The organism is Nitrobacter sp. TKz-YC01 (assembly GCF_047824785.1).
GTDB lineage: Bacteria > Pseudomonadota > Alphaproteobacteria > Rhizobiales > Xanthobacteraceae > Nitrobacter.
The window spans coordinates 3478076-3503505 of sequence record NZ_CP181167.1 but is presented as its reverse complement, the minus strand read 5'-3'; the positions used below and the strand labels follow the sequence as shown (position 1 = coordinate 3503505).

General features: G+C 62.0%; 22 protein-coding genes and 1 pseudogene. 13 read left to right on the top strand and 10 right to left on the bottom strand.

The annotated features are described in order from the left end of the window. Positions 1 to 106 precede the first annotated feature (106 nt). The 3 genes and pseudogenes from istA to ACMYR2_RS16740 all read left to right on the top strand — a co-directional run bounded on the left by istA (position 107) and on the right by ACMYR2_RS16740 (position 3569). A pseudogene (istA, locus tag ACMYR2_RS16750) lies at positions 107 to 1606 on the top strand (IS21 family transposase). Further along, positions 1606 to 2469, top strand: a complete 864-nt coding sequence (istB, locus tag ACMYR2_RS16745) for an IS21-like element helper ATPase IstB (RefSeq protein WP_416193319.1) — start codon at positions 1606 to 1608, stop codon at positions 2467 to 2469. Before istA ends, istB begins: the two are co-directional and overlap by 1 nt. Positions 2470 to 2543: 74 nt before the next feature. Beyond that, complete coding sequence (locus ACMYR2_RS16740) at positions 2544 to 3569, top strand: IS110 family transposase (protein WP_416192988.1); 1026 nt, start codon at positions 2544 to 2546, stop codon at positions 3567 to 3569. A gap of 634 nt (positions 3570 to 4203) precedes the next feature. Here the strand turns inward: ACMYR2_RS16740 and ACMYR2_RS16735 are convergent. Next, on the bottom strand, positions 4204 to 5523 hold the full coding sequence (locus ACMYR2_RS16735; RefSeq protein ID WP_416193318.1) for an AAA family ATPase: 1320 nt from the start codon (positions 5521 to 5523) through the stop codon (positions 4204 to 4206). Positions 5524 to 6049: 526 nt separating this feature from the next. On the opposite strand from ACMYR2_RS16735, the gene dusA reads away from it, so the two are divergent. After that, positions 6050 to 7033 (top strand): tRNA dihydrouridine(20/20a) synthase DusA, encoded by a 984-nt coding sequence (gene dusA / locus ACMYR2_RS16730; protein ID WP_416193317.1) that lies wholly within the window; start codon positions 6050 to 6052, stop codon positions 7031 to 7033. Between the two features lie 6 nt (positions 7034 to 7039). Here the strand turns inward: dusA and ACMYR2_RS16725 are convergent, their stop codons facing one another. From ACMYR2_RS16725 to ACMYR2_RS16710, 4 genes are all read right to left on the bottom strand, one after another. Next, positions 7040 to 8056 (bottom strand): FAD:protein FMN transferase, encoded by a 1017-nt coding sequence (locus tag ACMYR2_RS16725; protein WP_347263482.1) that lies wholly within the window; start codon positions 8054 to 8056, stop codon positions 7040 to 7042. A gap of 4 nt (positions 8057 to 8060) precedes the next feature. Beyond that, complete coding sequence (locus ACMYR2_RS16720) at positions 8061 to 8873, bottom strand: DUF4198 domain-containing protein (RefSeq protein ID WP_347263483.1); 813 nt, start codon at positions 8871 to 8873, stop codon at positions 8061 to 8063. Positions 8874 to 9030: 157 nt separating this feature from the next. Further along, the gene (locus ACMYR2_RS16715) at positions 9031 to 9543 is read right to left on the bottom strand and encodes a DUF2271 domain-containing protein (RefSeq protein WP_347263484.1); all 513 of its coding nucleotides are present in this window, start codon (positions 9541 to 9543) and stop codon (positions 9031 to 9033) included. Between the two features lie 10 nt (positions 9544 to 9553). After that, entirely contained in the window at positions 9554 to 10219 is a 666-nt protein-coding gene (locus ACMYR2_RS16710; RefSeq protein ID WP_347263485.1) for a PepSY-associated TM helix domain-containing protein, read from the bottom strand. A 430-nt stretch (positions 10220 to 10649) separates the two neighbouring features. Here ACMYR2_RS16710 and htpG point away from each other — a divergent pair, with 430 nt between their 5' ends. Next, on the top strand, positions 10650 to 12563 hold the full coding sequence (htpG, locus tag ACMYR2_RS16705; protein ID WP_416193316.1) for a molecular chaperone HtpG: 1914 nt from the start codon (positions 10650 to 10652) through the stop codon (positions 12561 to 12563). Between the two features lie 217 nt (positions 12564 to 12780). Here the strand turns inward: htpG and ACMYR2_RS16700 are convergent, their stop codons facing one another. Beyond that, positions 12781 to 13152, bottom strand: a complete 372-nt coding sequence (locus ACMYR2_RS16700; RefSeq protein ID WP_347263487.1) for a DUF488 domain-containing protein — start codon at positions 13150 to 13152, stop codon at positions 12781 to 12783. 29 nt (positions 13153 to 13181) lie between these two features. Continuing rightward, a complete protein-coding gene (gene fdxA / locus ACMYR2_RS16695) occupies positions 13182 to 13520 on the bottom strand; it encodes a ferredoxin FdxA (RefSeq protein WP_141384560.1) in 339 nt (112 codons plus the stop codon). Positions 13521 to 13860: 340 nt separating this feature from the next. Between fdxA and ACMYR2_RS16690 the strand changes: the two genes are divergently transcribed. From ACMYR2_RS16690 to ACMYR2_RS16660, 7 genes are all read left to right on the top strand, one after another. After that, positions 13861 to 14166 (top strand): 4a-hydroxytetrahydrobiopterin dehydratase, encoded by a 306-nt coding sequence (locus ACMYR2_RS16690; protein ID WP_347263488.1) that lies wholly within the window; start codon positions 13861 to 13863, stop codon positions 14164 to 14166. A gap of 108 nt (positions 14167 to 14274) precedes the next feature. After that, positions 14275 to 14655, top strand: coding sequence for a YkvA family protein (locus tag ACMYR2_RS16685; protein WP_347263489.1), 381 nt, complete (start codon positions 14275 to 14277; stop codon positions 14653 to 14655). 257 nt (positions 14656 to 14912) lie between these two features. After that, on the top strand, positions 14913 to 15461 hold the full coding sequence (locus tag ACMYR2_RS16680; RefSeq protein ID WP_347263490.1) for an invasion associated locus B family protein: 549 nt from the start codon (positions 14913 to 14915) through the stop codon (positions 15459 to 15461). A gap of 365 nt (positions 15462 to 15826) precedes the next feature. Then, entirely contained in the window at positions 15827 to 17020 is a 1194-nt protein-coding gene (rlmN, locus tag ACMYR2_RS16675) for a 23S rRNA (adenine(2503)-C(2))-methyltransferase RlmN (RefSeq protein ID WP_347263514.1), read from the top strand. 36 nt (positions 17021 to 17056) lie between these two features. Further along, positions 17057 to 17533 (top strand): hypothetical protein, encoded by a 477-nt coding sequence (locus ACMYR2_RS16670; protein WP_347263491.1) that lies wholly within the window; start codon positions 17057 to 17059, stop codon positions 17531 to 17533. Between the two features lie 106 nt (positions 17534 to 17639). Next, positions 17640 to 18434 (top strand): phosphatase PAP2 family protein, encoded by a 795-nt coding sequence (locus ACMYR2_RS16665; protein ID WP_347263492.1) that lies wholly within the window; start codon positions 17640 to 17642, stop codon positions 18432 to 18434. A 70-nt stretch (positions 18435 to 18504) separates the two neighbouring features. Beyond that, positions 18505 to 19734 (top strand): argininosuccinate synthase, encoded by a 1230-nt coding sequence (locus ACMYR2_RS16660; protein WP_347263493.1) that lies wholly within the window; start codon positions 18505 to 18507, stop codon positions 19732 to 19734. Between the two features lie 117 nt (positions 19735 to 19851). On the opposite strand, the gene ACMYR2_RS16655 is transcribed toward ACMYR2_RS16660, so the two are convergent. After that, positions 19852 to 21780, bottom strand: coding sequence for an OmpA family protein (locus tag ACMYR2_RS16655; protein WP_416193315.1), 1929 nt, complete (start codon positions 21778 to 21780; stop codon positions 19852 to 19854). A gap of 495 nt (positions 21781 to 22275) precedes the next feature. Between ACMYR2_RS16655 and ACMYR2_RS16650 the strand changes: the two genes are divergently transcribed. After that, entirely contained in the window at positions 22276 to 22533 is a 258-nt protein-coding gene (locus tag ACMYR2_RS16650; protein ID WP_347263497.1) for a hypothetical protein, read from the top strand. Positions 22534 to 22610: 77 nt separating this feature from the next. On the opposite strand, the gene ACMYR2_RS16645 is transcribed toward ACMYR2_RS16650, so the two are convergent. Next, positions 22611 to 23393 (bottom strand): succinate dehydrogenase iron-sulfur subunit, encoded by a 783-nt coding sequence (locus ACMYR2_RS16645; RefSeq protein ID WP_347263498.1) that lies wholly within the window; start codon positions 23391 to 23393, stop codon positions 22611 to 22613. Positions 23394 to 23603: 210 nt separating this feature from the next. Then, complete coding sequence (gene sdhA, locus ACMYR2_RS16640; protein WP_347263499.1) at positions 23604 to 25427, bottom strand: succinate dehydrogenase flavoprotein subunit; 1824 nt, start codon at positions 25425 to 25427, stop codon at positions 23604 to 23606. Positions 25428 to 25430 lie beyond the last annotated feature (3 nt).

Here is a 25430-nt window from a genome sequence, read left to right as displayed (position 1 = left end):
GGCCTGCAATATTGACCCTCTAAGCCGGGGGCTCGGCGTCCAAAATTGACCCCCTGAAGGTTGGTCTGTTGCGCTGCCTGCTTTGTAACGAAGCAGGTGGTGGGAGATGCTGGTCGTGGAGACGATTGCGCGGATACGGCGCGAACACTTCATCAAGGGCAAGACGATCAGGGCGATCGCCCGCGACCTTAAGGTGTCCCGGAACACGGTCCGGAAGGTGCTGAGGTCGGGAGAGACCTCGTTCGAGTACGAGCGGCAGGTTCAGCCGTGGCCCAAGCTTGGACACTGGGCATCTGAGCTCGATGTGTTGCTGGCGGCGAACGCGACCAAATCCGCGCGCGAACAACTGACCTTGATCCGGATTTTCGAAGAGCTTCGCGGCCGCGGCTATGACGGTGGTTACGATGCCGTGCGGCGTTACGCCAAGCGGTGGAACAAGGAGCGCGGGCAATCGACCGCGGCGGCCTATGTTCCGTTGAGCTTTGCGGCGGGCGAAGCCTACCAATTCGACTGGAGCCATGAGATCGTTCTCCTCAACGGCGTGACGGCGATCGTGAAGGTCGCTCATGTCCGGCTGTGCCACAGCCGCATGCTGTTCGTGCGAGCCTATCCGCGCGAGACGCAGGAGATGGTGTTCGACGCCCATGACCGGGCGTTCGCGCTGTTCAAAGGGACCTGCAGCCTCGGCATCTACGACAACATGAAGACGGCGGTGGAGGCGATCTTTGTCGGCAAGGATCGCCGCTACAATCGCCGCTTCCTGCAGATGTGCAGCCACTATCTGGTTGACCCGGTTGCCTGCACGCCGGCGTCGGGCTGGGAGAAGGGCCAGGTCGAGAACCAGGTCGGACTGGTCCGGGAACGCTTCTTCACACCACGGCTGCGATTCAAAACCCTCGACGAGCTAAACGTCTGGCTGCTCGACAAATGCATCACTTACGCCAAGGCGCATCGCCATCCGGAACTGGCCGATCAGACGATCTGGGACGTGTTCGAAGCCGAGCGCCCCAAGCTCGTTCCCTATGCCGGCCGGTTCGACGGCTTCCACGCGGTGCCGGCGTCTGTCTCCAAGACCTGTTTGGTACGCTTCGACAATAACAAATACTCGGTCGCGGCCAGCGCCGTCGGACGCCCGGTCGAGGTTCAGGCCTAGGCCGACCGCATCGTAATCCGTCAGGATGGACGGATCGTGGCGGAGCATCCGCGATCCTTCGCACGCGGCGAGACGACCTACGATCCCTGGCACTATGTGCCGGTGCTCGCGCGCAAGCCCGGCGCCTTGCGTAACGGCGCTCCCTTCAAGGACTGGGTGCTGCCGGCCGCGATCGAACGGATCCGGCGCAGGCTCGCCAGCACCGACGATGGCAACCGGCAGATGGTCGACATCCTCAATGCGGTGCTGACCGATGGTCTGCCGGCCGTTGAAGCAGCCTGCGCCGAGGCGATCGCTCATGGCGTTCATTCCGCTGACGTCGTGCTCAACATCCTGGCCCGTCAACGCGAACCCGCTCCACCAGCCAACATCCTCACTCCCGCGGCGCTGATCCTGCGCCATGCGCCGATCGCCGACTGTGCCCGTTATGACAGCCTTAGGAGAACCATCTGATGGAACGTACTCAACTGTTCGACCTCATGGGTGAGTTGAAGCTCTATGGCATGAAAGCTGCCTTCGACGAGATCATGGCGACCGCCATCAAGCGCCAGCATGAACCCCAGCGCATTGTCGGCGACCTGCTCAACGCCGAGATCAATGAGAAGCAGGCCCGCTCAATCAAGTACCAGCTCACCATCGCCAAGCTGCCGCTGGCCAAGGATCTCGCCGACTTCCAGTTCGACGGCACGCCGATCAACCAGACGCTCGTCAACGACCTCGCCGGCGGCGGCTTCATCGCCCAGCAACGCAACGCCGTGCTCGTCGGCGGTACCGGCACCGGCAAGACCCATCTGGCCATCGCAATCGCCAGAAGCTGCATCCGCTCCAGCGCCCGCGGTCGCTTCTACAACGTGGTCGACCTCGTCAACCGCCTCGAGATCGAGACCCGCAACGGACGACAAGGTCGTATCGCCGAGCATCTGACCAGGATGGACTTCATCGTCCTCGACGAACTCGGCTACCTGCCGTTCGCTCAATCCGGCGGCCAGCTCCTGTTCCATCTCGTCAGCAGGCTCTACGAGCGCACGTCCATCGTCGTCACAACCAATCTCGCCTTTGGCGAATGGCCAAGCGTGTTCGGCGACGCCAAGATGACAACCGCGCTGCTCGACCGGCTCACCCACCACTGCGACATTGTCGAGACCGGCAACGACAGCTGGCGATTCAAAAGCCGCGACGACGATCACGCCACCCGCGCTCGCCTCGTCTCCGCAATCCCGGCCAGCTCCGACGAGTCGAGCGCTATCAAACCACGCCGCGCAAAGGCGTCAAAATTGAACGCCGATACGGGGTCAAATTTGCGAACGATGGCGTAATTGCGGTCAGCGCTCGGGCACGAGAGCTCCGTTATCGTCTACCTCTCGCAATCAAACGATTCGGAGGAGCTGTCATGCGGCAATACGTCGGGCTAGATGTCTCGCAGAGAGAGACTGCGGTTTGCGTAGTCAATGAGACGGGTGAAGCAATTTTTGAAGGAAAGGCCAAGTCTCATCCTGGAGATCTGTCAAAGTTACTTCGTAAACATGCGCCACTGGCGGAGCGTATCGGCTTTGAGACGGGCGCAATGGCGAGCTGGCTTTGGCATGAGCTTCGTAGGGTCGAACTCCCCGTCGTTTGCATCGATGCAAGGCATGCACACGCAGCACTATCGGTCCGCATGAACAAAAGCGATCAGAACGATGCTCGGGGCCTTGCCGAACTGGTGCGGGTTGGTTGGTTTCGAGAAGTCAAAATCAAGAGTGAGAAGAGCCAGAAGGTTCGAGCTATCCTCGTGGCGCGATTCCGCCTTGTGTCCATACGCCGGGATATCGAGAACCAGGTCCGCAGTCTGATCAAGGAGTGTGGGTTGCTATTCCCTCGCGCCATTGGCCAACAGTTCCGTAACCAGGTTGGCGAGCTATTGGGCGAAGATCATCAACTCCTCAGCGTGATCGCGCCGCTCTTGTCGATTCATGAACTCATCTGCCAGCAGCAAAGCAAATTTGACGACGAGGTCCGCCGATTGGCGAAGTCGGACGAGACGACGCGTCGCCTGATGACAGTTCCTGGTGTCGGCGTGGTCACCGCCTTGACGTTCCGCCATACGATCGATGACCCGTCTCGCTTCCGATCGGCCTCGACAGTCGGCGCCTATCTCGGCCTCACACCTCGGCGCAACCAATCTGGTGAGACTGACACTAGTGGCAAGATATCCCGATGGGGCGACAGGCTCCTCCGAACGTACCTTTACGAGGCGGCGACCGTTCTGCTTTATCGAACAAAGAAATGGTCCTCCCTCAAAGCCTGGGGTATGAAACTTGCGAAGCGGATCGGCATGAAAAAGGCAAAGGTTGCTATCGCCCGCAAGATCGCTGTCATCCTCCACTGCATCTGGGTCGACGGCACATCATTCGACTGGGGCAACGCGCCGGCCTGACCTTATTTTGCAAGTTCCTGGCCCGGTCCGCCGGGCTGGCGATGTCCCGCTGGGACGGTGGTCGTGGTGACCTCGGTCAATCGGCTGGTGGCGGCTCGTCCGCACCCCGTTGCAAACGATGAGGCGCCCGATCCGGACATCATCATGAGGCGCTTGCGACCTCGGAAAGGACCATGACCCCAGCGACGGGCAACTGATCGCATTGAAGCCAGGTGACAGCTAATCGGCCCACTATACGAGTTGGCTATCGATCCACCAGCCGCGCTCGCCCCGTCTGCGCAACCCGGACCTGCTCCGTCGGGCCGAGCGTTACCACTTTGCCGAATGGCTTCAAAAAGAGAGTTGACAACAACCCGCAATTAAAGGGCCGATTGACACGCTACTTTTTAAGTAGTTGATATATATAGTTTTTTAGCGACCCAAAAAAGCGTCCCCTATAGGACCCAGGGACGCTGCGACGCTTGCTATTTTGGGCATCCTACCCACCACCCCCAAAGGGGGTGGTGGGTGCGGATTTTGCCAGCGTCTCTAGCGTCCCTAAAGTGACAATAGATTTGGGGACGCTAAATATTAAATATATTCAATTAGATACACTGGCGCGTCACGTCCCTCCAACGTCGCGAAACCGGGGACGCTATACCCGCCAAATCAATGCATTCTCGACATTGAACTGCTCGCCCCCCACGCTGCCTGCCGTCATGGCATTATCGAACGCCCGCTTCCATGCGCTGCGCTCGCCTGAGCCGGCATTGCCTGAACCATCTTCGACATAGCGTCGGGCAAATTCCTTACGCACAACTTCGCGGGATACAGCGCGAACCACGGGGCCATCGCCATGCACCCGGTGTTCCTTACCATGGGCCAGGATAGTTTCGTCGAGTACGGCGAAGAAACACCGGTCGCCACGTGACAGCGGCTTGCTCTTACCCTTGCCCTTGCTGCTCGCTTCCAGAGGAGCGTACTGCACATAACCCACCGGAATATCCTCGCCATCCCGATCAACCCCGATCACAACCTCGTTGATACTGAATGTTGTCAGCGGGCCGGGTGCGCCGCCCCGAGTCTTTGCGAGTGACAAGGTGCGCGGTCCAGTTACTTGCCCGGTCGTGGGATGGATATCCGCCAAAGTGACAAGCACAGCGTCCGCGCCAGCGCCTAATGCGCTTGCACCCCGGAGTCCGCCATCTGCGTTCTTGCCGACATGATGAATCGGCATGATCAGGACATTCATATCTCGCGCGATTTTGCCCAGCTTCGCCACGAAGGTCGCGACTTCAGCGTTGTCGTTTTCATCCTTAAGCGAAAAATAGGCTGGCAACGTATCGACCACGACAAGCCGCAGAGGCCGGTCAGGGTGATGCTGTTCGCATTCGTTCTTCGCTTCCCGGATCATGGTGCCAAGGCTGGCGAGAATGGCATCGGTGTCCTTCTCCAGCTTCGGCTCTTTCCAAAGAAACGGGAAGTGAGTTACACCAATGCAAGCCTCGAACTTCGCAAGCCTCGCGGCCTCCATGCGTTGCTCCACGATGCCCGCGCCTTCCGCAGCAATCCATAGTACCGCGCTGGGCTTAGTCTTACGTCCAAGGAACTCCGCTCCGTGGATGAGGTGCATCCCGACGTCCATCGCAAAAAAGGTCTTGCCGGAGTTGTACTGCCCGCCAAGAAATGCGACGCCGTGCAAGGGCAAGATACCCTTGATCAAGTACTCGGCGACTTCGAACTGCCCAGGAACGAAACGCTTGAATGATGAGCCCGGTGCGTTGGTGGCAACGCGCGGCCGATTATCGTTGTCGTGAAACGACCTCTCAACAAGAGGCTCACGCCCTTCCGATCGGATTCTCGCGATGGTCTTCGGTCCATTGACCAGAACGATCTTCGGCTCATCATCCGGAAGCCGGTCGAGCAACCAACCCAGCGCGGTATCCGCGTCACAGCCGCGCGCCTCCTTAACCAAGTCGATCGGCGTGTACTTTCGGCCATCGCCGAAGTCTTCGATGCTCTTACAGACGATCGAAAGATTCCGCTTGCGAAGTTCGAGTGCCCGCCCAGTGCTGGATGATCGCCAATGTGCAGCGTACCCTTCGGAGTCTGTGCTCGCTCAAGTCCACCGGGAGCGGCGATGTCGGCCTCGCGCTTCTCGATCCACGCCTTTGCCACCGCCTTTCGGTCGAACGTTCGCGACTCGCGGTGTACGATCCGGCCATCTTGTTTCTTCAAAATCTGTGCAAGATAGGCGGTCGAGCCGTCAGCTCGGCGGCGCGGTATTATGGTGCCCATTTTCGGTACAACGCGGTCTCTGTTTTGGTACTACATGTTGTACTGAAATGAGAAAATGGTCAATTTCAGTCAAAAACGATCTACATATAGTTGGCGTGCAGGCGGGTCATAGAGACGGATATTTGAGAGATATTTGAGATATGGCACTGATAACAAAAGAAAAATACGCAAAGAAATGCGAATCCATATTTAGTGTCGCCCCGATGATGGATTGGACCGACCGTCATTGCCGTGTGTTCCATCGTCTGCTCACGCGCAGGGCGTGGCTCTACACCGAGATGCTGACGGCTGGTGCTGTGATTCATGGCGCGCGCGATCGTTTGCTCGGGTTCAGCGATGTTGAGCACCCGGTCGCGCTCCAGCTCGGCGGATCAGATCCGGCCGATCTCGCGACCGCCGCAAGGATCGGCGAGGATTTCGGTTACGACGAAATCAATCTGAACGTCGGCTGCCCGTCCGACCGTGTGAAGGACGGACGGTTCGGAGCCTGCTTGATGGCCGAACCGGACATCGTCGCCGAGAGCGTCAACGCCATGAAACGCGCGGTTTCGGTTCCGGTCACCGTGAAGTGCAGGATCGGTATCGACGACCAGGACATGGAATCCGCCCTTGATGCGTTCGCGTGCAAGGTTGTCGCCGCCGGCGTTGACGCGCTGATCGTCCACGCGCGGAAAGCCTGGCTTCAGGGGCTGTCTCCGAAGGAGAACCGCAATGTTCCGCCGCTGGACTATGGCAGGGTTTACCGGTTGAAGGCGTCGTTTCCCGGCCTGCCCATCATCATCAACGGCGGCATCGACGGGATCGCGGAAGCGAAACAGCATCTGGCGCATGTCGATGGCGTCATGCTGGGTCGCGCCGCCTATCAGGAGCCGTGGCGTTTGCTGGAAGTCGAGTCCGTACTCTTTGGAGAGGCACGGCCACATGCGACGATGAAGCAGGCGCTGGAAGCCATGGTCCCCTACATCGAGGAACAGCTTGCGGGCGGCGCGCGGCTGCATTCCATCACCCGGCATCTTGTCGGCGCGTTTCATGGCGTGCCCGGCGCGCGCGGGTTTCGGCGCTATCTTGCCGAGAACGGTGTGAAGGCTGATGCGCGCGTCGACGTTCTGCGGGAGGCGATCGCGCTGGTGGGCGAGCTTCCCGCGTATTCCGTGAAAGCGGAGGCTGGTTTTGCGGTCAGGGCATGATCACTCTCACGCCAGCATGGCATCGAGAGCCGGCGTCGTCCGTTCCATGACCGCATCGCCATGCCTGAACAGGATGAGAGCCGCAAGCTGGTGCTTGACGGCGAAATCGACACCGGCGTCAGGTCCAAGCACCATCAGCGCGGTGGCGTAGCCATCGGCTTCCATGCACGAGGAATGCAGGACAGTCGCGGTCATCATGCCGTTGGTGATCGGCCATCCGGTTCGCGGATCCAGGGTGTGGGAGAAGTGGTCCGCGCCGCGCGTGAAGCCGCGTTCGCATCCGGATGTCGCGATCGCAAGCTGGTGCAGCGCGACCAGGATCGGTTCGGCGGCGGTATTGTCCTTTGGCCGCGCCGGCCGATCGATCTCGACCCACCACGGGCTGCCGTCCGGCTTGACGCCGAGGCCCCGCAATTCGCCGCCGATCTCCACCAGCGCGTTGTGGATCCCGAGCCCGCGCAAGGTTTCCACCACCAGATCGACCGCAAATCCCTTGGCGATGCCACAGAGATCGAGCAGTCCGTGACTGGATCGCCGCAGGCGGTAGGCGGCGGCATTCAGGTCGAGCCGCCGCCATCCGCACTCCCGGCGGCGTCCGTCAATCTCATCCGGCGATGGCGGCGAGGCGCGAGCGCCGCTCGGACCAAAACCCCAGAGATCGACCAGCGCTCCCATGGTGGGATCATAAGCGCCGCCGGATTCCGCCGCGATGCGCAGCGCGCTCACCATGACCCGGCCGAACTCCGGCGGCAGATCCTGCCATTGGTTCAACGTGAGGCGGTTGAACCGGCTGATGTCGGACTGGTCTTCCCACGGGCTCATCTGCGCGATCACGCGCTCAAGGGCTCGCGGAATCATCCGCTGCACCGTTTGCGCGCTGGCGGACGATCCGACAAACCTGACCGACCACGTCGTGCCCATGGTCGTGCCGGCGAACTCCCGGATGCGCTCCGCCGAAGGTACGGCGTGCGGCATCTCCGGGATGATCGGGATGGCCACACGCCGCGTGACCGGCGCGGTCATCGCGTTACTGCGGCAGCACTTCGACCGTGGTGATGTACGTGCTGCGGCGCTGCTGCGCGTCCTTGATCGTGCTCTTGTCGTCCTGCACCGATGCTTTCACCCAGTAGAAGCCGGGATCCGGGAATGTGACGCTGAAAGTGCCGGACTCGTCGGTGGTGGCCTTGCTGTCGTTCAGTGTGTCGCGATAGCGGATCCCGCCCGGAACGATCTCGACCGCGACATTGCCGGCAGGCTTGCCGTCCAGCACGAGGCGGAACGTTGCCTTCTCTCCCACCGCCAGATTGTTGGGATGGGTCACCGGAATCATCTCAAGTCCAACGCCGGTCGGTTTCAGCGTGTTGGACGAAGGCTTGCCCGATGTGACGAAAGTTTCGATCCGGCTGCGGTTTTCCGTGACCTTCACATCAGTCGCCTTGGCGGGAATGGCCTTGGCCAGTTCGTCGGGCTTGCCGCGCCAGCGCTTGTTTTCGCCGTCCAGTTTATAACTCGCGAACAGGCCCTGGTGCGTCAGGCTCAGTTTGTAGGTGCCGGGTTGCGCCAGCTTGAAATCGACGGTGCTGCGGAAGCGGCCTTTAGCCAGGTTCTCCGGGGTGACGGCCTTGCCGTCGGGACCTTCGATCGCCAGCTTGTCGAGCGGCAACGGGTTATGCTCGAAATAGAACAGGTCGTTAGAGATGGCGCCGTCGACCGTGACCCAGAGGTCGGAGCCGGACAGGACGGTGGCGGATGGCAGCAGCCAGGCGCGATGAGCCTGCGCAGGCGGGGCAAGCAGCGAAACCGTCGCCGCGATCAATGCGAGCTTGAGATGGTTGGTCATGGCGAAATCCTTTCCATGAAAGCTGTGAGGCGATTAATGCACGGTGGGTTCGAGTGCGCGGACCAAGGCGTTTTCGAACGATAAGTATCGGCTCCCGAGAAAAGCGCGTCAGATCGACTCGTGGCGTTCTGTTCCTGATGTCATCGGAAGCGACGCTCTAGGGCGTCAATTTCAATGTGACCGCGCCAAGCTCACGCTCCCCCTTGGCTTCGCTGGTCGCGGGAGCCTTCGGCGGCCATTCGAAGGGGATCTTCAGCAACTCACGGCCGCCGACTTCGCGAGCAGCCTCGATGACGAGCTGGTATTTGCCCGGCGTCAGTCCTTCGAGCGGTTTGCTGGCGCTATCAAACTTGACCTGATGGGTGCCGGGCGCGCGGGTCGGGCTGGATAATCCATCGACGGGCAGCGCGAGTTCACGGCCGGTGCGGCGCCACCACTGCCGCACGTCCTTGAGCCACTTCGTACCCTCGTTCTTCTTGTGGTTGACGTCGTACCACACGGCTAGATTGGTGATCTTGCCGCCGTCGGCCTGTTCCACCCACATCGCGACGTAAGGCTTGTGGTACTCGGCGACGTCGAGCTGGGGAACATCGATGCTGATTGTCGCCTCGGAAGCCAGCGACGAACTTGCGGCAAGGGTCGTGAGTGCGGCGGAAATCAAAAGGCGCATTGTTTACCTTCTAGCCATGGATGAGAAGAACAGCGAGCAGGGTTGGAATCATCAACCCCAGAGTCACGACGGGCCAGGTAGCCGGTCGCCGCCTGGCATGAAGCTGCAGGAGCAACAGGCCGGTGAGACAGAAGGTGATCGCGGCGGCCGCGAACACGTCGATGAACCAGCTCCACGCCTTGCCGGTGTGACGGCCCTTGTGCAGATCATTGAGATAGGCGATCCAGCCGCGGTCGGTCACCTCATACGACACAGCGCCACTGCCGTCGCGCTGGATGCTGAGCCATGCGTCGCCGCCAGGCCGGGGCAGAGCGACATAGACCTCGTCGGACGACCATTCGGTGTCGCGTCCCGCGGTGCTGACGCCGATCTCGCGCCGCAGCCACTCGCTGATGCCGGGTGGCAGAGCCGCCTTGGCGTTGCCTGGATCAGACGTCAGGTCGGCGATCAGAGCCTGCGGCAGTTGTGCCTGACGCATCGTCACCGCGGGCTTGGATTCGATCTGACCGGCGTTGTTCAGCGTAATTCCGGTCAGGGCGAACAGCAGCATGCCGATCAAACACAGGCCTGAGCTGATCCAGTGCCATTGATAGAGCTGATTGATGAAGAAGGCGCGGCGCTTCTTTCGCTGCCAGAGTTCGTCGCCATCGACTGTCAATCTATCCGGATTGTCCATTTGTCTCGTCGCCGGGTCAGTATTTTGCAGAATCCAGGAGGCGCGGGCGGTACCCTTCAAGATCGTTGCAACGTGTTTAGCGAAGCGGGCTTCGCATTACTACCGCACGAGATTAGGTTTATTCTAAATGACTCGCCGGTGCCGGGCTGGCGACCACGCATTTTTCCGGGGGCGCGGCAGGCGCAACGCACTGGAATGACACGCGGATGGCTTCTATATCATCCCGGCGCGGGGAACTCCGGTTCCCGGATTCGCGTGTCCATTGCGAACCTGATGCAAACACCTGATGCAAACATCAGAATCCAGGCCGTACCGGCGTCTTGTCGTGCGGGCAGGCTCGGAGGCTAGCTTGACCGGACCCGTCGGGACGAGAAGGTAAACTTCTGAATCGCACTGAGTTTTTGCGTCAAGTTGATCAAGGGTAGAAGATATGACCTCGACAATCGACAAGAACGGCGCGGCCGAAAGCCGGGTGTTTGAGGCGGATGTGGCCAAGCTGCTCCAGATGATGGTGCACTCGGTCTATTCCGACAAGGACGTATTCTTGCGGGAGCTGATTTCGAATGCCGCGGACGCCTGCGAGCGTCTGCGTTATGAGGCGATCAGCGATCCCGCGTTGCTGGCGGACGAGACCAGGCCGCAGATCTCCATCGCCATCGATGCGGAACGGCGGCAACTGACGGTCGAGGACAACGGCATCGGCATGGGCCGGGACGAACTGGTCGACGCGCTGGGAACCATCGCACGGTCGGGCACCAAGGCCTTCATCGAGCAGGCTCAGGCCGCGGAGTCGGGCGACGGCGTCTCTTTGATCGGTCAGTTCGGGGTCGGATTCTATTCGGCCTTCATGGTGGCCGATCAGGTCGATGTGGTCTCGCGGCGCGCGGGCGCCAGGGAGGCGTGGCGCTGGTCATCGGACGGGAAGGGGACTTTCACGGTCACGCCCGTGGATGAGAGTGAAGCTCCCGCGAGAGGAACCCGCGTGACGCTTCATCTGACCGAAGACGCCACGGGGTATGCCGATCGGGTCAAGCTGGAGCAGATGATCAGGGAGCAATCGGGGCATGTGCCGGTTCCGATCGCTCTCATCGAGAAGCCCGGAGCCGAGCCGGCCGAGATCGCCGATGGCGCGGCGCTCTGGACCCGGCCGCGCGGCGAGATCAGCGTTTCCGAATACGCCGATTTCTACCGAAGCGTCGCGGGCCAGTTCGACGAACCCGCGCTGACGGTGCATTTCCGCGCCGAGGGACGGCAGGAGTTCACGGCGCTGCTGTTCGTACCGCAGAACCGGCCTTTCGATCTGTTCGAACCGGACAAGAAGCATCAGCTCAAGCTTTATGTGAGGCGGGTCTTCATCACCGAGGATGCTGATCTGTTGCCCCGCTATCTGCGATTCGTGCGCGGTGTCGTCGACTCGGCGGACCTTCCGCTCAATATCTCGCGCGAAATGATTCAGGAAAGCCAGATCCTGGCCGCGATCAAGAAGAGCATCACCGGCCGTATCCTCGGCGAGCTTGAGAAGCTGGCTGACAAGGACGCGCAGGCCTACGGGAAAATCTGGGAAGCCTTCGGTCCGATGTTCAAGGAAGGCATCTACGATGCCGCCGATCGGCGCGACACCGTTCTTCGGCTCTCCCGCTTCAAGACAACGGCCGGATCGTTGCGGAGTCTCAAGGACTATGCCGGCTCCCTGAAGGAGAATCAGACCTCGATCTACTATCTCGCCGGGCAGGATGCCTCCCGTCTCGAAGCCTCGCCGCATCTGGAAGGGTTTCGCGCTCGCGGCGTGGAGGTTCTCCTGCTGTCCGATCCCGTCGACAGCTTCTGGGTCACGTCCGGACCGAGCTTCGAGGAAAAGCCGTTCAAATCGGTGACGCAGGGCGCGGCGGATCTGGCCGCGATCCCGCGCCTCGACGCCGGCACGGAGCCATCACCGGACCTCAGCGAGGGCGTCACGGAGTTTCTCGCCTTCCTCAAGACAACGCTTTCGGACCTGGTCTCGGACGTCCGCTCGTCGGACCGTCTCACCGATAGCCCGGTTTGCCTCGTCGCAGCCGAGTCGGGACCCGACCGGCAGCTGGAAAAAATCCTCCTCGGAGTCGGACAATTGGCGGGCGCATCCAAGCCGGTGCTCGAGGTGAATCCGGGGCATCCCCTGATCGCTTCGCTGGCAGCGCTCGGGCAGGATGATCGCGAGTTCAGGGAGGACGCCGCGCGGATGCTGCTCGACGATGCGCGCGTGCTCGATGGAGACCGCCCCAGTGATGCGCTTGAGTTTTCCAGGCGCCTTGCCCGTCTCGTCGAGCGGGGACTGCGCCGCTCGACCGCGGGCGGCGGCGATTGATGGCGCCCTGACAGGTCGAGCCTTGCTACAGCGTTTTCGAGCGAAGCATGTCCTCGGGCTTGATCCGAGGATGGCTACCGGTTCGCGTGAAGAAAACGCGTTAAAACAATAATCCAGAGCTTTGCTTCTGATTCAGTCAGAAGCAAAAATGCTCTAATGATCGGCAGAAACGGCTGTCGCGCTTTTGAGCGCAGCCGGCCCTCCGGGATGGAGCGGTTCAGCTGGCGCGGCCCAGAAGAACGTCTCTCAGGACGACCGCGCTGTTGTGTGCTTCATCATGGGCCGCAAACACCAGCGTGATCCGTCCCGTTCTCGCGCGGGTCCGCAGTTCGTCGAGTTGTTCGGGGTGCCGTTCAATCTCTTCCACATACCGCTGCCGGAACTCCGGCCAGCGGGCGGGATCATGCCCGAACCATTTGCGCAGCCCGGTGCTGGGCGCGATATCCTTTATCCAGAGATCGATGGCGGCATCCGTCTTGCGGAGACCCCTGGGCCATAGGCGATCGACCAGTATCCGCGCGCCATCGTCAGCGGCGGGGGCCTCATAGGCTCGCTTCACACTGATGTTCCTGGCCGCAAGCCGCGTCACCAGAGTTTCTGCCGCTTCGATGGGATCGCTCAGTCGCCTTGACCGGGATTCGCCGAAAAATACTGCTCCAGCTTGCCGGCGACGCCGTCGAACGTTTTCGCGTCGGCGGGAGCATCGCGCTTGATGGTGATGTTCGGCCAGGCCGCGGAATATTCGGCGTTCAGCTTGAGCCAGTTTTCGAGGTCCGGCTCGGAGTCAGGCTTGATGGCCTCGGCCGGACATTCAGGCTCGCACACGCCGCAGTCGATGCACTCGTCGGGATTGATGACGAGCATATTGTCGCCTTCGTAGAAGCAGTCGACCGGACATACCTCCACACAATCCATGTATTTGCACTTGATACAATTTTCGGTGACAACGAAGGTCATCTCGAAGACTCCGCGAAGGCAGATAGGAAACGCGACGAACACCGGCGCAAACCCTCGCGTAAGCGCGGCTCCGCGATGCCCGTTCTCGATATAGGCCGTATATATCAACAAACGCCTTAGCCAAGGCGTTATATCACATACCAGTGCGGAAACGCCGGGCGGGGACCGGGAACATCCGTTTATAAGATACATCGTAAATAGCTCTTATATGCTCAATCCCGGCCGGAAGCAACATTTCATGGGATTCTTCGGGGTCGGCAGGCTCCGCTTCGCCCCTAAAACACGCCAATGTGAACCTGGCTGACCATAGCCTGTTCCCAACCTGCGAAAGGAGACAAACATGGTGGAGCGATTATCGGATGAAGCACGAAGCAGAGCGCTCAACGAACTGCCGGGCTGGTCGCCGGTCGCCGGTCGCGAGGCCATCACGCGAACTTTCACGTTCCGGGACTTCAACGAGGCTTTCGGCTTCATGGCCCGCGTCGCGCTGGTCGCCGAAAAGAATGACCACCACCCGGAGTGGCGCAATGTCTACAGGACGGTGGAGGTCGTGCTCGCGACCCACGATGCCGGCGGCGTCACCGAGCGCGACATCAGGCTGGCGGAAGCGATGAACGCGATCGCGGGACAGTGCGGCGGGATCTGAGCGAGTCGATCCTGTGATTTTTCCTGTGATCTTGCAGCGGAGAAACATAGCTCCCACTTTGTAGGTGCGGCGGCATTGACGAGCCGCGACATACGTTCGGGAACCTTGATGGCGGCATCGAAACACAGCGTGGGATTTGAGCCGGCCGATCGGCTGGCGCAGGACCGCGACAATGTGCGCCGGCGGTTCTGGAGCAAGCTGAAGCGCGTCGTTGCTCACGTGCCCTTCGCCGAAGATCTGTTGGCTGCCTACTACTGCGCATTCGACAAGCAAACGCCGCGTCATGTGCAGGCGTCGCTGCTCGGCGCCATCGCCTACTTCGTCCTGCCGCTTGATTTCGTTCCCGACATGCTGCCGGTGCTCGGCTTCACCGACGACGCCGCGGTGCTCGCGACGGCGATCAGGATCGTCGCCGCGCATATCACGCCGGAGCATCGCGAGGCCGCGCACGCGGCATTAAAGCGCGGGATAGAGAACGAAGCCGCCTAAGCGCATCAAGCTGCTGATACCCTCAACTTCATGATGAAGGCGTGGCTCCTGTCGCGATCGCTATGGATGCATGACTTCGTCACGCGATCGTGCGCGGCGTCATCGTGTGCCGATGCGGGAAGAGAACTTGCGAATCGTGCCGCGAGCCGCAAGGATGGGCCGCCTTCACAAATCAGGCGTTTCCAGTTATTCCCGGTGATGTGTGATCCGCGCACGTCAAGCCATCTTCCAGCACAAATGATGAAGGACGAGATTTGATGATGTCTATGCGGCAATTGCTGACAGTTCTGGTGGGAAGTCTGCTCGCAGGTGGGCTCGGCCTTGCTCCCGCATTCAGCGCACCGACAGCCGGCAGTTCCGAGCCGACGCTGATGGGACAGTTCGGCGCATGGGGCGCCTACACCGCTTCGCCGAATGGCAAGAAAGTGTGTTTCGCTCTCTCCAAGCCGACGTCTTCAAAGACCAATCCGCCGAATCGGCCGCGCGATACGGCCTACGCCTTCGTTTCCACCCGGCCGGCGGAGAAAGTGACGAACGAAGTATCAGTCACAATGGGCTATCCGCTCAAGCCCGGCTCGGAAGCTACGGTCGAGGTCAGCGGCGCGAGCTACGCGATGTATACCCAGGGCGACGGCATCTGGATCAAGAACGCCGCCGATGAGGATCGGCTGATCGATGCCATGCGCAAGGGCTCCGAAGCGACCGTCAAGGGTGTGTCGTCGAGGGGGACGCAAACCACCGACGTGTTTTCCCTCAAGGGACTGTCCCAGGCGCTGGACAAGGTCGCGCAGGATTGCAAGCGCTAGAGCATGATCCCGAAAAGTGGAAACCGGTTTTCGGAAAAGATCATGCTCAAACATAAAGATAAGCGACGAGTCTGGTTCAACGCAGTTGAAACAGACTCTAGCATATGATCCCGACCCGAAGGGCCGCGCCAGCGCAAAGTGGAAACCGGCTTTCGAAACAGGATTGTGCTCGGTCGAAAGAAGGGGGTTGAGTCTGGTTCAACGCAGTTGAATCAGCCCCCGTCATCGCTGCCCTTGCCGTGTTTACCGGCTTTTCAGCGGGCGCTGGAAAGCCTATGTCATGCTGCATGACTGAGACGCCCGGCAACCTGAGCACCATATCGACCGAGACATCCGTCGCGGCGAACAGGACGGCTGCGTCCGAAATGGCTGATGGCGGCGCTCCCCTTGAGAAAGTCGCGCTGGCAACCTACATGCCGCCGGCGAAGCCTTCGCTGATAGGCTTGTCGCGCGCGGCGATCGCCGAGCGGCTCGCCGCGATCGGCATCCCGCGGGAGCAACGCAGGATGCGGGTGCAGCAGCTCTGGCACTGGATGTATGTTCGCGGGGCCCAAACCTTCGCCGAAATGACCAGCGTGTCGAAAGACATGCGTGCCGAGCTCGAAAAGCACGTCACGGTCGATCGCCCCGAAGTGGTCGCCGAACAGGTTTCCAGCGATGGAACACGTAAATGGCTGCTGCGGCTGCCGAGCGGTGACGATCTCGAAAAGCCGCACGAAGTCGAATGCGTCTACATTCCCGAGACCGACCGCGGCACGCTGTGCGTCTCGTCGCAGGTCGGCTGCACGCTGAACTGTTCCTTCTGCCACACCGGAACCCAGCGCCTGGTGCGCAATCTCACGGCGGGCGAGATCGTCGGCCAGATCATGGTTGCGCGCGATCGCTTGAACGACTGGGCCGACCGCGAGACGCCGCATGGCAACCGCCTTGTCACCAACATCGTGATGATGGGGATGGGTGAACCGCTTTACAATTTCGACGCGGTTCGCGATGGGCTTCTGATTGTCGCCGACAATGAAGGCATCGGCATCTCGAAGCGTCGGATCACGTTGTCGACGTCGGGTGTGGTTCCGAACATCGTTCGCGCCGGTGAGGAGATCGGCGTCATGCTGGCGATCTCGCTGCATGCGGTGCGTGACGAACTGCGCGATGAGCTGGTGCCGTTGAACCGCAAATATCCGATCGCCGAACTGATGCAGGCGTGCCGTGATTATCCGGCGGCCTCCAACGCAAAACGGATCACATTCGAATACGTGATGCTCAAGGGCGTCAACGATTCGCTCGAAGACGCCAGGCGGCTGGTGAAGCTGCTCAAGGGCGTCCACGCCAAGATCAATCTGATTCCATTCAATCCGTGGCCGGGGACCCGCTATGAATGCTCCGACTGGGATCAGATCGAGAAATTTTCCGAATACGTTTTCAATGCGGGCTACTCCTCTCCGGTGCGCACGCCGCGCGGCCGCGACATTCTGGCCGCCTGCGGACAACTCAAGTCAGAGACCGAGAAGCTGTCCGCTCGTGAGCGTCAGGCTCTCCGCGCGATGGCGATGACGGATTGAGGACATGAGAGGCGTCATCGCCGATGGATTGCAGTCATGGCCATGATCGGCCGGCTGTTCGCGATCCTGTTCGGGCTCCTGGCGGCGTGCTTCGTTGCGGGGACGATTGTGGTGGTGGCGCTGCTGTATCCCGAGTTCAGCGATCTCGACGTCGCGCTGCCGGACCCGGATACGCTGGATGTCGTTCTCGGCTTCGGCTTCATCTTCGTGAGCGGCTTTGCGCTGCTGCCGGCGATGATCGTGATCCTTCTCACCGAAGCCTTGTCGATCCGGGGCATACTCGCCTACGCCGTTGGCGGCGCGATTTGCGGCGCGGCCTGCTATCTTGGCCTGGTTCCGTTCGATCCCGAGACCATGCGTTTTGATGGCATCGTGCGCCGCCACCTCGAAATCATGACCGGAGCCGGCGTCGTCGCCGGCCTCACTTACTGGCTGATCGCCGGGCGCAATGCCGGCGCCTGGCGTGAAGCTCCACGCGGTCCGCGGCCTCCCGATCCGCCGTCGCGGACCTGAGCCGTCCTCGGCCTTTTCATGCCTGCAGTCATAAACTTTTCATCGACCACGATCTTATCCGAAAACCGGTTTCCACTTCGCTCGAAAACGCTATAAACCGCGCTCCATGAACCGCGCCGGCTTATTCATTGCGCTTGGACTTGCCCTCGTGATCGGGGCCGTGTTCGGGATCCATCCCGAATACGATCTCCGTCTCGCGGCGCTGTTCTATGATTCCGCGACCGGGACTTTTCCGCTCAAGTCCGATGCGCTCGCCTCGTTCGCGCGCAATGCCGCGATGTGGGTGGCGTGGGGTTTCGCGGTCCCCGCGATCGTCGCGCTGGCGGTCAAGATGTTTCGTCCGGATCGCCCGTTGATGATGTCGGGCCGGGCCGTTGCGTTTCTGCTGATCACGATGCTGCTCAGCGCGGGAATTCTCACCAACCTGACGTTCAAGACCTATTGGGGCCGGCCCCGGCCGGTGATGGTGACGGAGTTCAGCGGCCCGTGGAAGTTCATGCCCTGGTGGGACCCGCGCGGCGCGTGCGGCAAGAATTGCTCTTTTTTCTCCGGTGAGGGCGCGACCGCGTTCTGGACGCTGGCTCCGGCGGCGCTGACGCCGCCCGCGTGGCGGCCGTTGGCCTATGCGGGTGCGCTCGCGTTCGGCGCGGTCACCAGCGTGCTGCGGATGGCCTTCGGCGGTCATTTCTTCACCGACGTGGCGACGGCGGGCCTGGTGGCGTTTCTGGTGATCTGGCTGGTGCACGGCTACATCTACCGCTGGCCGTCAACTCGTAAGAGCGACGCCGGGATCGATGCCGCGTTGACCCGCTTCGCCTGGCCGGGCTATCGCCTGCGACAGCGATGGCGAGGCCGCGATGTCGGCCCCGCGCCCGTGCCCGCGCCGGAGAAGCCGGTATGAGCGCTCGGACCTTGCGTGGAGTCCGGTTCCGCCTATAGTCCCGCCGAATTCACGTCATCACAGGATTTCCATGAGCAAGAAGGTGAAGAAGGTCGTGCTCGCCTATTCGGGCGGGCTCGATACCTCGATTATCCTGAAATGGTTGCAGACCACCTACGGCGCCGAGGTCGTGACCTTCACCGCGGATCTCGGTCAGGGCGAGGAACTCGAACCCGCGCGCAGGAAGGCGCAGTTGCTCGGAATCAAGGACGAGAACATCTTCATCGAGGACTTACGCGAGGAGTTCGTTCGCGATTATGTCTTCCCGATGTTCCGCGCCAATGCGGTCTATGAGGGACAGTATCTGCTCGGCACTTCGATCGCGCGGCCGCTGATCGCGAAGAAGCAGATCGAGATCGCGGAGAAGGTCGGCGCCGACGCGGTCGCGCATGGCGCGACCGGCAAGGGCAACGATCAGGTCCGGTTCGAGCTTGGCTATTACGCGCTCAAGCCCGACATCACCATCATCGCGCCGTGGCGGGAATGGGATATGCGTTCGCGCGAGCAACTGATCGCGTTCGCCGAACAGCATCAGATTCCGATCGCCAAGGACAAGCGCGGCGAAGCGCCGTTCTCCGTGGACGCCAATCTGCTGCACGCCTCCAGCGAAGGCAAGGTGCTGGAAGACCCGGCGCAGGAAGTGCCGGATTACGTCTATTCGCGCACCATCGACCCCGAGGCGGCCCCGGACCAGCCGACCTGCATCACCATTGATTTCGAGCAGGGTGACGCCGTCGCCATCGACGGCAGCAGGTTGTCTCCCGCCGCCTTGCTCGCGAAGTTGAACGAACTCGGCCGCGCCAACGGCATCGGCCGGCTCGACCTGGTGGAGAACCGTTTCGTCGGCATGAAGTCGCGCGGCATGTACGAGACGCCGGGCGGCACCATCCTTCTCGTCGCCCATCGCGGCATCGAGCAGATCACGCTGGATCGCGGCGCGGCGCATCTGAAGGATGAACTGATGCCGAAATACGCCGAGCTGGTTTACAACGGCTTCTGGTTTTCGCCCGAGCGCGAGATGTTGCAGGCCGCGATCGATCAGAGCCAGCGTTATGTCACCGGACAGGTGCGGCTGAAACTCTACAAGGGCAACGTCATCCTGGTCGGTCGCGACAGCACGTATTCACTGTACGATCAGGATCTCGTCACCTTCGAGGAAGGCGCTGTCGCCTATGATCACCGCGACGCGGCCGGCTTTATCAAGCTGAATGCGCTGCGTTTGCGCACGCTCGGCCAGCGCAAGAAGAAGCTGGGGCTGTAACAATCGGGATCATCCCCCGTCATGGAGGAGCGAGGCTTCGGCGGGGTTGTGTTATGTTGTGTTATAATGAAGAAGGCCGGGAATATTCCCGGCCTTCTTCATTTCGTCTGATCTCTGTCAGTTGGGCGGCTGTTGATACCCTGCGGCCTGCCCGCCATTCAGGAGCGGCGTGATGCGCCGCGCCGTGACGCGCCGGTTCTCCCGCGAGGGACCGTCGGTCTGGATTTTAAGGTTCTGCTCGCCATAGCCTTGCGTCACCAGATTCTCCGGCGGCACCTGGAATTGCTGCGTCAGCAGCTCCGCGGCCGATTGCGCCCGGCGATCCGACAGCGACAGGTTGTCGATGTCGTTGCCCACCGCGTCGGTGTGGCCTTCAATCAGGAACACCTCGCCCGGATTGCGCGAGACGACACGGTTGATGCCGTCGGCGATCACCTGCAGTTTCGCGGCCTGATCATCGGAGATATCCCACGATCCGGTCTCGAAATTGATGGTGTCGAGATCGATGCTCGGCATCCGCGCGCGCACCATCGGGCTGTAACGAACTTCGTCGAGCGTATAAGACCGCTGGATCGACTCCACCGGCGGCGCCATCAGGGTGTCGTAGATCAGTTCAGGCGGCGCGCCTTCCGCTTCGACGATGTAACGATTGGGCGGAATCCCGATATGCGGCGGCGGCAGCGACACGAAGTAGCTGCCGATCGCGCCGGCCGCGATGCCGGCGGCGACGCCTGCGGCGAGCGAACCGCCCCGGCCGCCGTGGCCGGGATGTCTGTTGTCGATGATCACGATTTCCTGACCGCGCGGATCACGGCGGATTCGTTGCATCATCCGGCCGTCGCGATCGTTGACGGTAATGATCTGCGTGCCGTCCGGCCGCACGACAATGTTGCGTGTGTCGTTACCGACGCGCTCCTGCCGGATATCCCGCGCCCCGCGACGGAATCGATCGCTTTCGTTGTGCCGGATGAACGACTGTCCGCTCGGATCACGCACGATCACGCGACCCGGTTCGGTGATGATGGTGCGGCCACCCTGCTGCGTCTCCTGCCGCCTGGAACGGAAATCCTCGATGCGGCGGGGTCCCTGTGGCGCGGCGCCGGGCGCCACGACCTTGTCGGCGACCGGCGGTGGCGGCGGCAGGGGAGCCGTGACGGTCGGCGGCGTCTGGCGAGCGCCAGGCGCGCCTGCCGGCCTTGCGGTCTGGTTGGCGGGGGCAGGAGGCCCGGATCCGGCCTTGGTCCCGTTCGGATTGGGGGAGGGGCTGGCGGCGGGGGCGGCCGGAGCGGCCACGGGTGGGGTCGCCGGCGCGGGCGGCGCGGCCGGTGTCGCGCGGGGCGATGTCCGAGCTCCGTCCGGCGCGGATTTTGAAGCGTCGGACGGCGATCCGGTCGCCGGGGTTGTCTTCGGTGCGGGCGCTGCGCCCTTCTGAGGCTCGCCGGGACCACCGGTTTCACCGCGGTTGCGCTCGAATCTGCCACGGCCCCGCTCGTCGCGACGCATGGCATTCGGCTCCGCGCCGGCGGGTGGCGTCGCGGGTCGCGTGGCTTGTGGCGGTGCGATTGGAGCAGGCGTCGCCGGAGCGGGCTTCATGGCAGCCGGCGGCGCGCCCTTCGGTGTGGAGGGCGGTGCCACGGTCGATGGCGCGGGCGGCTTCGGAGCAGCCGGAGGCGCGGCTGGCTGGGGTGATGGCGTGGCTCCAGGCGTCCCTGGAGCCGCGGGAGGCGTTGCCCGCTGCGGCAATGTTGTCGGCCGCGACGGCGGGGCCGTCGGGGGTATGGCTGGTCGTGGCGGAGTGGTCGCCGGAGGCTCTGGCGCCCTGGGTCGCGCATGAGGCGGCGGTGCCGCGGGCGGGCCTGATGTGGCTGCCGGAGCACCGGGTGCGGCTTTCGGCGGTCCCTTCCGCTTGTCCTTGTCGCCGTTCTCCGTCGAAGGCGTTGCCTGCGCGAACTGGACCGGCCCGGATTGCGCCTGTGAGGGCGTAACCGTCAGCGACGAGAGAGTGAGAGCCGACGTGGCGAGCAGGAGCAGGCGAAAATGCGTCATGACTATTTCTTCCAACAGAGATTTCGGCAGCAGGCCCAGCCTGCCGTCAGTGAGCGGGGAACCGATCAATCGATAGCGATAAGGCTGTAGTGTGGCAGCGATCCGTTTTCGCGCCGGCGGATCAAACCATGGTGGCATTCGTAGCGGTCACGCCGATCCCCGGATGGATCGCGCCTTTGCATCACGCCTGGCGGCGCACCTGCATGGTGGCGGGAGGTTGCGCGGGTGGTGTTGGAGGACTCTGCGGCGGCAGTTCATCGGGCATCTGGCCGGGTAATTCCCGCGGAGGGACGGGCGTATCCGGTTCGTGTTGTGGCGGTGGAATGTCAGGCCCGGGTTGGGGGTTTCCGGGCGGGTCCTCGCGAGGCGGCTCCGTCGGACGGCCAGGTTCCGCGGGCGGCACTTCGGTCGGTTCATCCCCCATCAGGTCTCTCCATTCGGACGCGAGCAGGTCATCCGCTTCGTTCGAAACGCTATAACGGCTGCGGCGCTGTGATGTTCCGGAAGGCTGCTGTCCGGGACGATGACGAAACGCCTTCGGCTGCCGACATCAGCGCCGGCACTGCGCGCGCAGCAGCGTCGCGTCAGTCGCTAGATCACGATGATTTTGGATCGGATCGATCCAAAATCATGAACGTGATCGATTTCAATATTTTAGAGCGGGATGCGGGCGGAAAACCGCTACACACTTTTCCTCATCCCGCTCTAGAGCGGCGGCCGGTCAAATGGAACCAGCGCCGCCGCTCCAGTTAATTGATTGAGCATCGGATTTATCCCGAAACCGGTTCCCACTTTCGGGGCCGATGCTCTGATCGTCATTGCTCGGCAGATCAGACCTGACGCTCGACCAGCTTCAGCTTCAGCGTGGCGATGGCTTCCGCCGGATTCAAACTCTTCGGACAAGCCTTGGTGCAATTGAGGATGGTGTGGCAGCGATAGAGCCGGAACGGATCCTCAAGATAGTCAAGACGCTCGCCGGCGGCCTCGTCGCGTGAGTCGGTGACCCAGCGCGCCGCTTGCAGCAGGGCGGCGGGGCCGAGGAAGCGATCGCTGTTCCACCAGTAGCTCGGGCATGCCGTCGAGCAGCAGGCGCACAGGATGCATTCGTAGAGGCCGTCGAGCTTTTCGCGATCCTCGCGGCTCTGCCGCCATTCCTTCTGCGGGGTATGCGTCGTGGTCTTCAGCCACGGCTCGATCGAGGCATACTGCGCATAGAAGTTTGTCAGGTCGGGAACGAGGTCCTTCACGACCGGCTGGTGCGGTAGCGGATTGACCTTCACCGCGTCGCCGGAAATGTCGTGCAGCGACTTGGTGCAGGCCAGCGTATTCTGGCCGTTGATGTTCATGGCGCAGGAGCCGCATACACCCTCGCGGCAGGAGCGGCGGAAGGTCAGCGTCGGGTCGATATGATCCTTGATCCAGATCAGGCCATCGAGCACCCTCGGGCCGCACTCGTTGAGATCGACATGGAAGGTATCGACCCTTGGATTCTCGTCGTCGTCGGGATTCCAGCGATAGACCTTGAATTCGCGGGTCTCGCTCGCGCTTTCCGGCTTCGGCCAGTTTTTGCCCTCGGTAACCTTTGACTTTCTCGGAAGCGCGAACTTAACCATCGGTGCGTCCTTGCTGTCTGTCCGTCATTGTAGGCCTCATCCGGCAATCCATCTGCTCGCGAAGGATGCGCGGATCATGGCCGCGCATGACGTTACTATAGCGTTTTCGAGCAAAGCGGATACCGGTTCGCGCGGAGAAAACGCGTCAAATCAAGATCTGAGAGCCTCGCTTCTGATACTGTCGGAAGCGATGAACGCTCTTGTTTCGAATCAATACACCCGCGCCTTCGGCGGGATGGACTGAACGTCGTTTGTCATCGTGTAATCGTGTACCGGACGGTAGTCGATCGCGGTGACGCCGCGATCGCTGAGCCGCGCCAGCGTGTGTTTCATCCAGTTCTGGTCGTCGCGTTGGGGGTAGTCCTCGCGCGCATGGGCGCCGCGGCTCTCGGTGCGGTTGGCGGCGCAATCCATCGTCACCACCGCCTGGGAGATGAGATTGTCATATTCCATCGTCTCCATCAGGTCCGTGTTCCATACCAGCGAGCGATCGAACACGGCGATGTCGGAAATTCCTTCGTGGACCTGGTGAATCAGTTTCTGGCCTTCAGCCAGGGTATCCTGCGTGCGGAAGACGGCGCAGTCGGCCTGCATCACGCGTTGCATGTTTTCGCGCATCCTGGCGGTCGGCGTGCCGCCTGAAGCATAACGGAACCTGTCGAGACGCCCGAGCGCCATGTCGCTGGAGTTCGCGGGAAGATCAGGCTGCTCGGCATTGGCGGTGAGCGTTTCGGCGCAGCGCCGGGCGGCGGCGCGGCCGAACACCACGAGATCGATCAGCGAGTTGGAGCCAAGGCGGTTGGCGCCGTGCACGGAGACGCAGGCGGCTTCGCCGACCGCCATCAGGCCCGGCACGACCGCGTTGTCGTTGCCGTCCTTCCTGGTGACCACCTCGCCGTGGAAATTGGTGGGGATGCCGCCCATGTTGTAGTGCGCTGTCGGCAGGATCGGAATCGGTTCGCGGGTGACGTCGACGCCGGCGAATATCTTCACCGTTTCCGAAATGCCCGGCAGCCGTTCGTGCAGCACTTTGGGGTCGAGATGGTCGAGGTGCAGGAAGATGTGGTCTTTCTTCTTGCCGACGCCGCGGCCTTCGCGGATTTCGATCGTCATCGCGCGCGAGACGACGTCGCGCGAGGCGAGGTCCTTGGCGGATGGCGCGTAGCGCTCCATGAAGCGCTCGCCCTCGGCGTTGACCAGGTAGCCGCCTTCACCGCGCGCGCCTTCGGTGACGAGGCAGCCCGAACCATAGATGCCGGTCGGGTGGAACTGGACGAACTCCATGTCCTGTAACGGCAGACCGGCGCGCAGCGCCATGCCGCCGCCGTCTCCGGTGCAGATATGCGCCGAGGTGCAGGAGGCATAGACGCGCCCATAGCCGCCGGTTGCGAGAATGGTGGTCTGGGCGCGGAAGCGGTGCAGCGTGCCGTCGTCGAGCTTCAGCGCGATCACGCCGCGGCAGGCGCCCTGATCGTCCATGATCAGGTCGATGGCGAAGAACTCGATGAAGAATTCAGCGGCGCGGCGCAGCGCCTGGCCGTACATCGTGTGCAGCATGGCGTGACCGGTACGGTCGGCGGCGGCGCAGGTGCGCTGGGCCTGGCTCTTGCCGTAATCGATCGTCATGCCGCCGAAAGGGCGCTGGTAGATCCTGCCGTCTTCGGTGCGGGAGAACGGAACGCCCCAGTGTTCGAGTTCGTAGACCGCCTCCGGTGCGTTACGCACCATGTATTCGATGCAATCCTGATCGCCGAGCCAGTCCGATCCCTTGACGGTATCGTACATATGCCAGCGCCAGTCATCCTTGTGCATGTTGCCGAGCGAAGCGGAAATGCCGCCCTGCGCCGCCACGGTGTGTGAGCGGGTGGGAAAAACCTTGGTGATGCAGGCGGTGCGCAGGCCGGCCTGGCCGCAACCCACGACGGCCCGCAGTCCGGCTCCGCCGGCGCCGACGACGACGACGTCATAGGTATGGTCTTCGATGGGATAGGCCGTGCCGTTGACGGCCGCCGCCGCGTTGCCGTTTCCGGCCATGAA

What these genes read in the sequence shown, in the direction of transcription:
- istB (WP_416193319.1), top strand. Translation starts at nt 1,606, where the DNA reads ATGGAACGTACTCAACTGTTCGACCTCATGGGTGAGTTGAAGCTCTAT.
- ACMYR2_RS16740 (WP_416192988.1), top strand. Translation starts at nt 2,544, where the DNA reads ATGCGGCAATACGTCGGGCTAGATGTCTCGCAGAGAGAGACTGCGGTT.
- dusA (WP_416193317.1), top strand. Translation starts at nt 6,050, where the DNA reads ATGATGGATTGGACCGACCGTCATTGCCGTGTGTTCCATCGTCTGCTC.
- ACMYR2_RS16725 (WP_347263482.1), bottom strand. Translation starts at nt 8,056, where the DNA reads ATGACCGCGCCGGTCACGCGGCGTGTGGCCATCCCGATCATCCCGGAG.
- ACMYR2_RS16720 (WP_347263483.1), bottom strand. Translation starts at nt 8,873, where the DNA reads ATGACCAACCATCTCAAGCTCGCATTGATCGCGGCGACGGTTTCGCTG.
- ACMYR2_RS16715 (WP_347263484.1), bottom strand. Translation starts at nt 9,543, where the DNA reads ATGCGCCTTTTGATTTCCGCCGCACTCACGACCCTTGCCGCAAGTTCG.
- ACMYR2_RS16710 (WP_347263485.1), bottom strand. Translation starts at nt 10,219, where the DNA reads ATGGACAATCCGGATAGATTGACAGTCGATGGCGACGAACTCTGGCAG.
- htpG (WP_416193316.1), top strand. Translation starts at nt 10,650, where the DNA reads ATGACCTCGACAATCGACAAGAACGGCGCGGCCGAAAGCCGGGTGTTT.
- fdxA (WP_141384560.1), bottom strand. Translation starts at nt 13,520, where the DNA reads ATGACCTTCGTTGTCACCGAAAATTGTATCAAGTGCAAATACATGGAT.
- ACMYR2_RS16690 (WP_347263488.1), top strand. Translation starts at nt 13,861, where the DNA reads ATGGTGGAGCGATTATCGGATGAAGCACGAAGCAGAGCGCTCAACGAA.
- ACMYR2_RS16685 (WP_347263489.1), top strand. Translation starts at nt 14,275, where the DNA reads ATGGCGGCATCGAAACACAGCGTGGGATTTGAGCCGGCCGATCGGCTG.
- ACMYR2_RS16680 (WP_347263490.1), top strand. Translation starts at nt 14,913, where the DNA reads ATGATGTCTATGCGGCAATTGCTGACAGTTCTGGTGGGAAGTCTGCTC.
- rlmN (WP_347263514.1), top strand. Translation starts at nt 15,827, where the DNA reads ATGGCTGATGGCGGCGCTCCCCTTGAGAAAGTCGCGCTGGCAACCTAC.
- ACMYR2_RS16670 (WP_347263491.1), top strand. Translation starts at nt 17,057, where the DNA reads ATGGCCATGATCGGCCGGCTGTTCGCGATCCTGTTCGGGCTCCTGGCG.
- ACMYR2_RS16665 (WP_347263492.1), top strand. Translation starts at nt 17,640, where the DNA reads ATGAACCGCGCCGGCTTATTCATTGCGCTTGGACTTGCCCTCGTGATC.
- ACMYR2_RS16660 (WP_347263493.1), top strand. Translation starts at nt 18,505, where the DNA reads ATGAGCAAGAAGGTGAAGAAGGTCGTGCTCGCCTATTCGGGCGGGCTC.
- ACMYR2_RS16655 (WP_416193315.1), bottom strand. Translation starts at nt 21,780, where the DNA reads ATGACGCATTTTCGCCTGCTCCTGCTCGCCACGTCGGCTCTCACTCTC.
- ACMYR2_RS16650 (WP_347263497.1), top strand. Translation starts at nt 22,276, where the DNA reads ATGTTCCGGAAGGCTGCTGTCCGGGACGATGACGAAACGCCTTCGGCT.
- ACMYR2_RS16645 (WP_347263498.1), bottom strand. Translation starts at nt 23,393, where the DNA reads ATGGTTAAGTTCGCGCTTCCGAGAAAGTCAAAGGTTACCGAGGGCAAA.
- sdhA (WP_347263499.1), bottom strand. Translation starts at nt 25,427, where the DNA reads ATGGCCGGAAACGGCAACGCGGCGGCGGCCGTCAACGGCACGGCCTAT.